This is a genomic window from Streptomyces cahuitamycinicus, assembly GCF_002891435.1.
GTDB classification, from domain to species: Bacteria; Actinomycetota; Actinomycetes; order Streptomycetales; family Streptomycetaceae; genus Streptomyces; species Streptomyces cahuitamycinicus.
This window is the reverse complement of the sequence record NZ_POUC01000435.1, coordinates 1-6,558: the sequence shown is the minus strand read 5'-3', so window position 1 is coordinate 6,558 and position 6,558 is coordinate 1. Positions and strand designations below refer to the sequence as shown.

Below are 6,558 nucleotides of genomic sequence, written 5' to 3'. Positions count from 1 at the left end.
ACACCCACGACATCCGCTTCCCCACCTCACGCCGACTCGACGGCTCCGACGCGATGAACCCGGACCCCGACTACTCGGCGGCCTACGTCGTCCTGCGCACGGACGCGCCGGACGGGCACGAGGGGCACGGATTCGCCTTCACCATCGGGCGGGGCAACGAGGTGCAGGTCGCCGCGATCGAGGCGCTGCGCGGACACCTGGTCGGCCGCGGCCTGGACGAGCTGTGCGCTGACCCCTCCACCCTGAACCGCGACCTGATCGGCGACAGCCAGCTGCGCTGGCTCGGACCCGAGAAGGGCGTGATGCACATGGCGATCGGCGCCGTTGTCAACGCCGTGTGGGATCTTGCCGCCAAGCGCGCCGGCCTGCCGCTGTGGCGGCTGCTCGCCGAGGCCGAACCCGAATGGCTCGTGCGCCAGATCGACTTCCGCCACCTCACCGACGCCCTCACCCCCGAGGAGGCCCTGACCCTGCTGCGCCGCGGCAGACAGGGAGCCGAGGAGCGCACGGCCCGCCTGCTGGAGCGCGGCTACCCCGCCTACACCACCTCGCCCGGCTGGCTCGGCTATGACGACGAGAAACTGACCCGGCTCGCGGCCGAGGCCGTCGCCGACGGATTCCGGCAGATCAAACTCAAGGTCGGCGCCGACCTCGACGACGACATCCGCCGCTGCCGCGTGGCGCGTTCCGTCATCGGCCCGGACGTCCGTATGGCCGTCGACGCCAACCAGCGCTGGGACGTCGACGAGGCGATCCGCTGGACCAAGGCCCTCGCCGAGTTCGACCCGTACTGGATCGAGGAGCCCACGAGCCCCGACGACATCCTCGACCACGCGGCGATCCGCCGGGCCGTCGCTCCCGTGAAGGTCGCCACGGGCGAACACGTGCAGAACCGCATCGTGTTCAAGCAGCTCCTCCAGGCCGGCGCGCTCGACGTCGTCCAGATCGACGCGGCCCGCGTCGGCGGCGTCCCCGAGAACCTCGCGATCCTGCTGCTCGCGGCCAAGTCCGGTGTGCCGGTCTGCCCGCACGCGGGCGGCGTCGGCCTGTGCGAACTCGTCCAGCACCTGTCGATGTTCGACTACGTGGCCCTCACCGGCACCACCGAGGACCGCGTCATCGAGTACGTCGATCATCTGCACGACCACTTCCTCGACCCGGTGGTGATCCGCGAAGGTCACTACACGGCACCCACCGCGCCGGGCTTCTCGGCGGCCATGCGGCCCGAGTCGCGCGCGCGGTACACCTACCCGGGCGGCGCGTTCTGGGCCGCCGACCTCGAAGAGACGCAGAAGGAGCAGGCCGGATGAGCGACTTCGAGGGGCTGAAGGCCCTGGTGACGGGCGGCGCCTCCGGCATCGGCCGGGCCACCGCGGAGCTCCTCGCCGAGCGCGGCGCCCAGGTCGCCGTCCTCGACCTGGACCCGTCGTCCGTCGACAAGCCGCTGCTCGCCCACCGCGCGGACGTCACCGACGACGCGTCCGTGCGCCAGGCCGTCACGGCCGCGGTCGCCGGCCTCGGCGGCGGCCTCGACGTGCTGGTGAACAACGCGGGCATCGGCGCCCGGGGAACAGTCGAGGACAACCCCGACGACGAGTGGCACCGCGTCTACGACGTCAACGTGCTCGGCATGGTCCGCACCACCCGCGCCTGCCTGCCCCACCTTCGCGCCTCAAGGCATGCGGCGATCGTCAACACCTGCTCCGTCGCCGCCACCGCGGGCCTGCCGCAGCGCGCCCTGTACAGCGCCACCAAGGGCGCCGTGCACTCCCTCACCCTCGCCATGGCCGCCGACCACGTCCGCGAGGGCATCCGCGTCAACTGCGTCAACCCCGGCACCGTCGACACCCCCTGGGTCGGCCGCCTCCTCGACGCCGCACCCGACCCGGCCGCCGAACGCGCCGCCCTGGAAGCCCGCCAGCCCACCGGCCGTCTGGTCTCCCCGGCCGAGGTCGCGGGCGCCATCGCCTACCTGGCGAGCCCCCTGTCCGGCGCCACCACCGGCACCGCACTGGCCGTCGACGGCGGCATGCAGGGTCTGCGGCTGCGCCCGGTGGCCCGGTGAACCGGCTCGGCGGCAGCGGCGTCGAGGTCAGTGCCCTGTCCTTCGGCGCCTCCGCCATCGGCAACCTGTACACCGAGGTCGCCGAGGAGCAGGCGCACGAGGCCGTGGACGCCGCCTGGCAGCGGGGCATCCGCTACTTCGACACCGCACCGCACTACGGCCTCGGCCTGTCCGAACGCCGTCTGGGCGCCGCCCTGCGCGGGCGCCCCCGCGACCGGTACACGATCTCCACGAAGGTGGGCCGCCGCCTGGAGCCCTGGGACGGCACCGGCGACGACCTGGCGGGCGGCTTCGCCGTGCCCGCGACCCACCGCCGCGTGTGGGACTTCAGCGCCGACGGCGTACGCCGCACCCTGGAGGCCAGCCTGGAACGACTCGGCCTCGACCGGGTCGACGTCGTCTACCTCCACGACCCGGACGACCACGCCGAGTGGGCCTTCCGTGAGGGCTACCCCGCGCTGGAGAGGCTCCGCTCCGAGGGCGTGGTCGGCGCGATCGGCGCCGGGATGAACCAGGCGGAGATGCTCACCCGCTTCGTCCGGGACACCGACGTCGACGTGGTCCTGTGCGCCGGCCGCTACACCCTGCTCGACCAGAGCGCCCTCACCGGCCTGCTGCCCGCGGCCCACGAACGCGGCAGGTCCGTCGTCATCGGCGGCGCCTTCAACTCCGGTCTGCTGGCGAACCCCGCACCCGGCGCCACGTACAACTACACCGCCGCCCCCTCCGCGCTGGTAGACAAGGCCCTGCGGCTGAAGTCCGCCGCCCACCGCCACGGCACCACACTGCGCGCCGCCGCCCTGGCCTTCTGCGCGGCCCACCCGGCCGTCGCCAGCGTTCTCGTCGGCGCCCGCTCCGCTCACGAAGTGCGCGACTGCGCCCACCAGTTCGCCGCCCACGTCCCGGCCGCCTTCTGGCAGGACCTGCGCGCGCGGAGCCTGCTGCCCGACCACGCCCCGGTACCCGGCGAGGAGCCGTCATGAGAGTCACCCCCCACACCAGGGTCCGCGCCGACCGCGTCGCGGAGTACGAGGCCGCCCAGCGCGAGGTTCCCGAGGAACTCACGGACGCCGTCCGCGCCGCCGGGGCGACCTCCTGGACCATCCGGCGCAGCCGCACCGACCTCGTCCACGTCCTGGAAGGCGAGGACTGCGCCCGGCTCCTCGCCGAACCGGAGGGACTTCCGGTCGACGTCGCCCGGCAGGCCCGCATGGCCGACCTGCCGGACGTCGTGCACGACCACTCCGGCGACGGCGCGGACGCCGGCCTGCCCGTCGTCCAGGAGCTGCCGTGATGACCGTGGTCGACGCACACCACCACGTGTGGGACCTGTCCGTACGGGACCAGGACTGGATCACCGGCCCCGAACTCGCCGCGCTCCGCCGCGACTTCACCATGCAGGATCTCGAACCGGAGGCGAGCGCCGCCGGAGTGGGCGGCACGGTCCTCGTCCAGACGGTCACCGTGCCCGGGGAGACCCCCGAACTCCTCGCCCTGGCCGACGGACACGACCTGATCGCGGGCGTCGTCGGCTGGACCGACCTCACCCGCCCCGACGTCGCCGACGAACTCGCCAGGCTGCTCGAACTCCCCGGAGGGCGGTACCTCAAGGGCATCCGCCACCAGGTCCAGGGCGAGCCCGATCCCGGGTGGCTGCTCCGCCCGGACGTCCGACGCGGACTGGCCGCCGTCGCCGACGCCGGGCTGGTCTACGACCTCGTCGTCCTGCCCCACCAGCTCCCGGCCTGCGTCCGGGCCGCCGCGGACCTGCCCGGCCTCACCTTCGTCCTCGACCACCTGGGCAAACCACCCGTCGCCTCCGGCGCCCTCGAACCCTGGGCGTCCGGCCTGCGCGCCCTCGCAGCCCTGCCGAACACGGCCGCCAAGCTGTCCGGCCTGGTTACCGAGGCCGACCTCGCCTCCTGGACCGTCGAGGACCTGCGCCCCTACGCCGACGTGGCCCTGGAGGCCTTCGGGCCCGGCCGGCTGATGTACGGCTCGGACTGGCCGGTGTCCACACTCGGCGCGACGTACGGCGACATCCTCGACGCCACGCGCCGGCTGACCGACCCGCACGACCACCCGCAGGTCTTCAAGACCACCGCCACCCGCGTCTACGGCCTCTGAACCGGTCCCGCCAGACGAGTCGGCGGCAGGTACTCCCGTACGAACGTCCGCTCCCAGCACGCGCCCGTCTCCCGCAGCTCGCGCCACGTCGTGTAGCGGTACCGGAACAGGCGGGCGCGCACGTACCGCGGGGGCTCGTCCGGCGGGAACGGCGAGCGGCGCAGCAGCTTCAGGGTGTCCCGGTCGTTCTCCAGCAGCCGCTCCACCAGCGTGCCGAACCAGGAGTCGGCGTAGGCGGGGGAGAGGGCCGCGAACCACATCAACCAGTCGAGCCGCAGGTGATAGGGCGCGAACTGGCGCGGCCAGCGCCGCGGGTCGCCCGGCTTGCCCTTGAACTCGTACTCCCGCCAGTCCGAGTCGGCACGCGGTGCGTCATCCGTGGTGCCCTCCACCACCACCTCGTACCGCACCCGGCTCACGCTGCCGAACGCCCCGTAGGTGTTGACCAGATGGAGCGGGTCGAAGGAGCGGTTCATGACCTGGCGGCGGGACAGCATGTTGCGCACCGGCTGGTAACTGAGGCCCACCAGCAGCGTGGCCACCGCGAGCACCACCATCACGAACCACAGTGGTGCGTCGGGCACCTCCGGCGGATCGGCCGGGAAGCGCACCGCCGACAGGGCCAGCACGATCGTGATCCAGTTCAGCCAGGAGAAGTTGCCCGACAGCACCAGCCACACCTGGGTGACGATCATCAGCGACGCGGCGGCCGTCGCGACGGGCTGCGGGGTGAACAGCAGGAACGGCACCACGAGCTGCGTGACGTGGTTCGCGGCCACCTCGACGCGGTGCAGGGGCCTGGGCAGATGGTGGAAGAACCAGCTCAGCGGGCCTGGCATGGGCTGGGTCTCCTGATGGTGGTCCAGGCAGGTGAGCTCGCGCCAGCACGCGTCACCGCGCATCTTGATCAGCCCGGCGCCGAACTCCACGCGGAACAGGATCCATCGCAGCAGGAACAGCACCACGACCGGCGGCGCCACCTCGTCGTTGCCGAGGAACACGGCGAGGAAGCCGACCTCCAGCAGCAGCGACTCCCAGCCGAACGAGTACCAGGTCTGCCCGACGTTGACGATCGACAGGTACAGCACCCAGGGCACCAGCCACAGCAGCATCCCGCCCCACAGCGGAAGCAGCGAGTCCAGCCCGGCCAGCAGCGCCGCCGCCACCGCGCAGCCCGCCCAGGCGCAGAGCGCGAAGAAGCGGTCCGAGTAATGCCACTGGAACAGGCTCGGGGCCCGCCTGAACGGCACCCGCCCGACGAACCGCGGCACCGGCAGCATGCCGCGCCGCCCGATCAGGGCGCGGAACTGGAGGGCCGCCGTCAGGAACGCCACCAGATACACGGCGGCCAGCGCCCGCTGGAAGACCAGCCGGGTCAGCCAGTAGTCGGATGCGGTGAACCACTCCACGGCCGTGCGCTCCTCCCTGTGCGGCGCATGAGCCCGGCGTCACGCGCCGTGAACAATCGCTCCGGTTGCGTGACCCGAGTGAGCGAAGCAAACAATAGTGACGAACGGCCGGAAACGGGCCGAGGTGAGCGGGAGGGCGAGGTGCGGACACCCACCGGGACCTTCGTCCTGGCCTGCGTGCTCTCGACGGCGCTCCTCCTCTCGGGCTGCGGCGGCAGCACCGTGAACGGCGGCACCACCCACCTCGGGGACGACGCGGCCACCGGTGGTGAACTCCTCCTCCAGCCGGCAGCCGACCCGGGGCCCGACCCCTTCACGGATTCCACGGCCCTCACGGCGGCTACCCCGTCCCCCGCCCCGCGAACGCCGGGTGGCACCGGACGGGCCTTCACCGACGCGGGCGGACCGCGCTCGCTCTCCGGCGGAACGCCGGGCCTGTACGGCGGCACCGAGCGGACCGGCAGCTGTGACATCGGCCGGCAGATCGGCCATCTGACCCGGGACCCGGCCAGGGGCCGCGCCTTCGCCCAGGTCGCGGGCATCGCCCTGGCGTCCGTCCCCGACCATGTGCGGGCACTGACGCCGGTCGTCCTGCGCGCCGACACCCGCGTCACCGGCCACGGATACCGGGCCGGACGGACCACCCGCTACCAGTCCGTCCTCCAGGCCGGCACCGCCGTCCTGGTCGACGACCATGGCCTGCCGCGCCTGCGCTGCGCCTGTGGTAATCCGCTGCGCCCTCCGACGGCGCGGCACGGCACGCCGGTGACCCGAGGCACGCCCTGGCCCGGTTACCGCCCCGGCGGGGTGATCGTCGTGACCCCGGCCCCACGGGCCGTCACCGGCTTCACGATCATCGACACCGCCTTCAGGACCTGGATCGAACGCCGTACCGGCCACGACGTACGGCACGACCGGGCCCTGCCCCCACCGGCCTGGGTGACACCCCCGCCGCAC

The 6,558-nt window shown here is 72.9% G+C and carries 7 protein-coding genes; 6 read left to right on the top strand and 1 reads right to left on the bottom strand.

Annotation, left to right across the window (positions count from 1 at the left end; genetic code table 11):
• From C1J00_RS35875 to C1J00_RS35855, 5 genes are all read left to right on the top strand, one after another.
• On the top strand, window positions 1–1,310 hold a 1,310-nt coding region (locus C1J00_RS35875), incomplete at its 5' end, for an L-fuconate dehydratase (protein ID WP_102913125.1).
• Window positions 1,307–2,065 carry an SDR family NAD(P)-dependent oxidoreductase gene (locus C1J00_RS35870; RefSeq protein ID WP_102913124.1) on the top strand — a complete coding sequence of 253 codons (759 nt, stop codon included), beginning with the start codon at window positions 1,307–1,309 and terminating at the stop codon, window positions 2,063–2,065. The genes C1J00_RS35875 and C1J00_RS35870, both read left to right, overlap by 4 nt.
• The gene (locus C1J00_RS35865) at window positions 2,062–3,048 is read left to right on the top strand and encodes an aldo/keto reductase (protein ID WP_102913123.1); all 987 of its coding nucleotides are present in this window, start codon (window positions 2,062–2,064) and stop codon (window positions 3,046–3,048) included. The genes C1J00_RS35870 and C1J00_RS35865 overlap by 4 nt, the downstream gene beginning before the upstream one ends.
• Window positions 3,045–3,359 carry an L-rhamnose mutarotase gene (locus C1J00_RS35860; protein WP_102913122.1) on the top strand — a complete coding sequence of 105 codons (315 nt, stop codon included), beginning with the start codon at window positions 3,045–3,047 and terminating at the stop codon, window positions 3,357–3,359. Before C1J00_RS35865 ends, C1J00_RS35860 begins: the two co-directional genes overlap by 4 nt.
• Window positions 3,359–4,192, top strand: coding sequence for an amidohydrolase family protein (locus tag C1J00_RS35855; protein ID WP_102913121.1), 834 nt, complete (start codon window positions 3,359–3,361; stop codon window positions 4,190–4,192). Before C1J00_RS35860 ends, C1J00_RS35855 begins: the two co-directional genes overlap by 1 nt.
• On the opposite strand, the gene C1J00_RS35850 is transcribed toward C1J00_RS35855, so the two are convergent.
• Window positions 4,180–5,601: a lipase maturation factor family protein gene (locus tag C1J00_RS35850; protein WP_102913120.1), complete on the bottom strand. Its 1,422-nt coding sequence runs from the start codon at window positions 5,599–5,601 to the stop codon at window positions 4,180–4,182. The two genes, C1J00_RS35855 and C1J00_RS35850, sit on opposite strands and share 13 nt — an antisense overlap.
• A 141-nt stretch (window positions 5,602–5,742) precedes the next feature.
• Between C1J00_RS35850 and C1J00_RS35845 the strand changes: the two genes are divergently transcribed.
• The coding region (locus C1J00_RS35845) for a DUF6777 domain-containing protein (protein WP_342751778.1) at window positions 5,743–6,558 on the top strand (816 nt) is incomplete at its 3' end.

Bases quoted from the DNA above. Each gene is read 5' to 3' on its own strand.
- C1J00_RS35855 (WP_102913121.1), top strand. From the start codon at position 3,359: ATGACCGTGGTCGACGCACACCACCACGTGTGGGACCTGTCCGTACGG.
- C1J00_RS35860 (WP_102913122.1), top strand. From the start codon at position 3,045: ATGAGAGTCACCCCCCACACCAGGGTCCGCGCCGACCGCGTCGCGGAG.
- C1J00_RS35870 (WP_102913124.1), top strand. From the start codon at position 1,307: ATGAGCGACTTCGAGGGGCTGAAGGCCCTGGTGACGGGCGGCGCCTCC.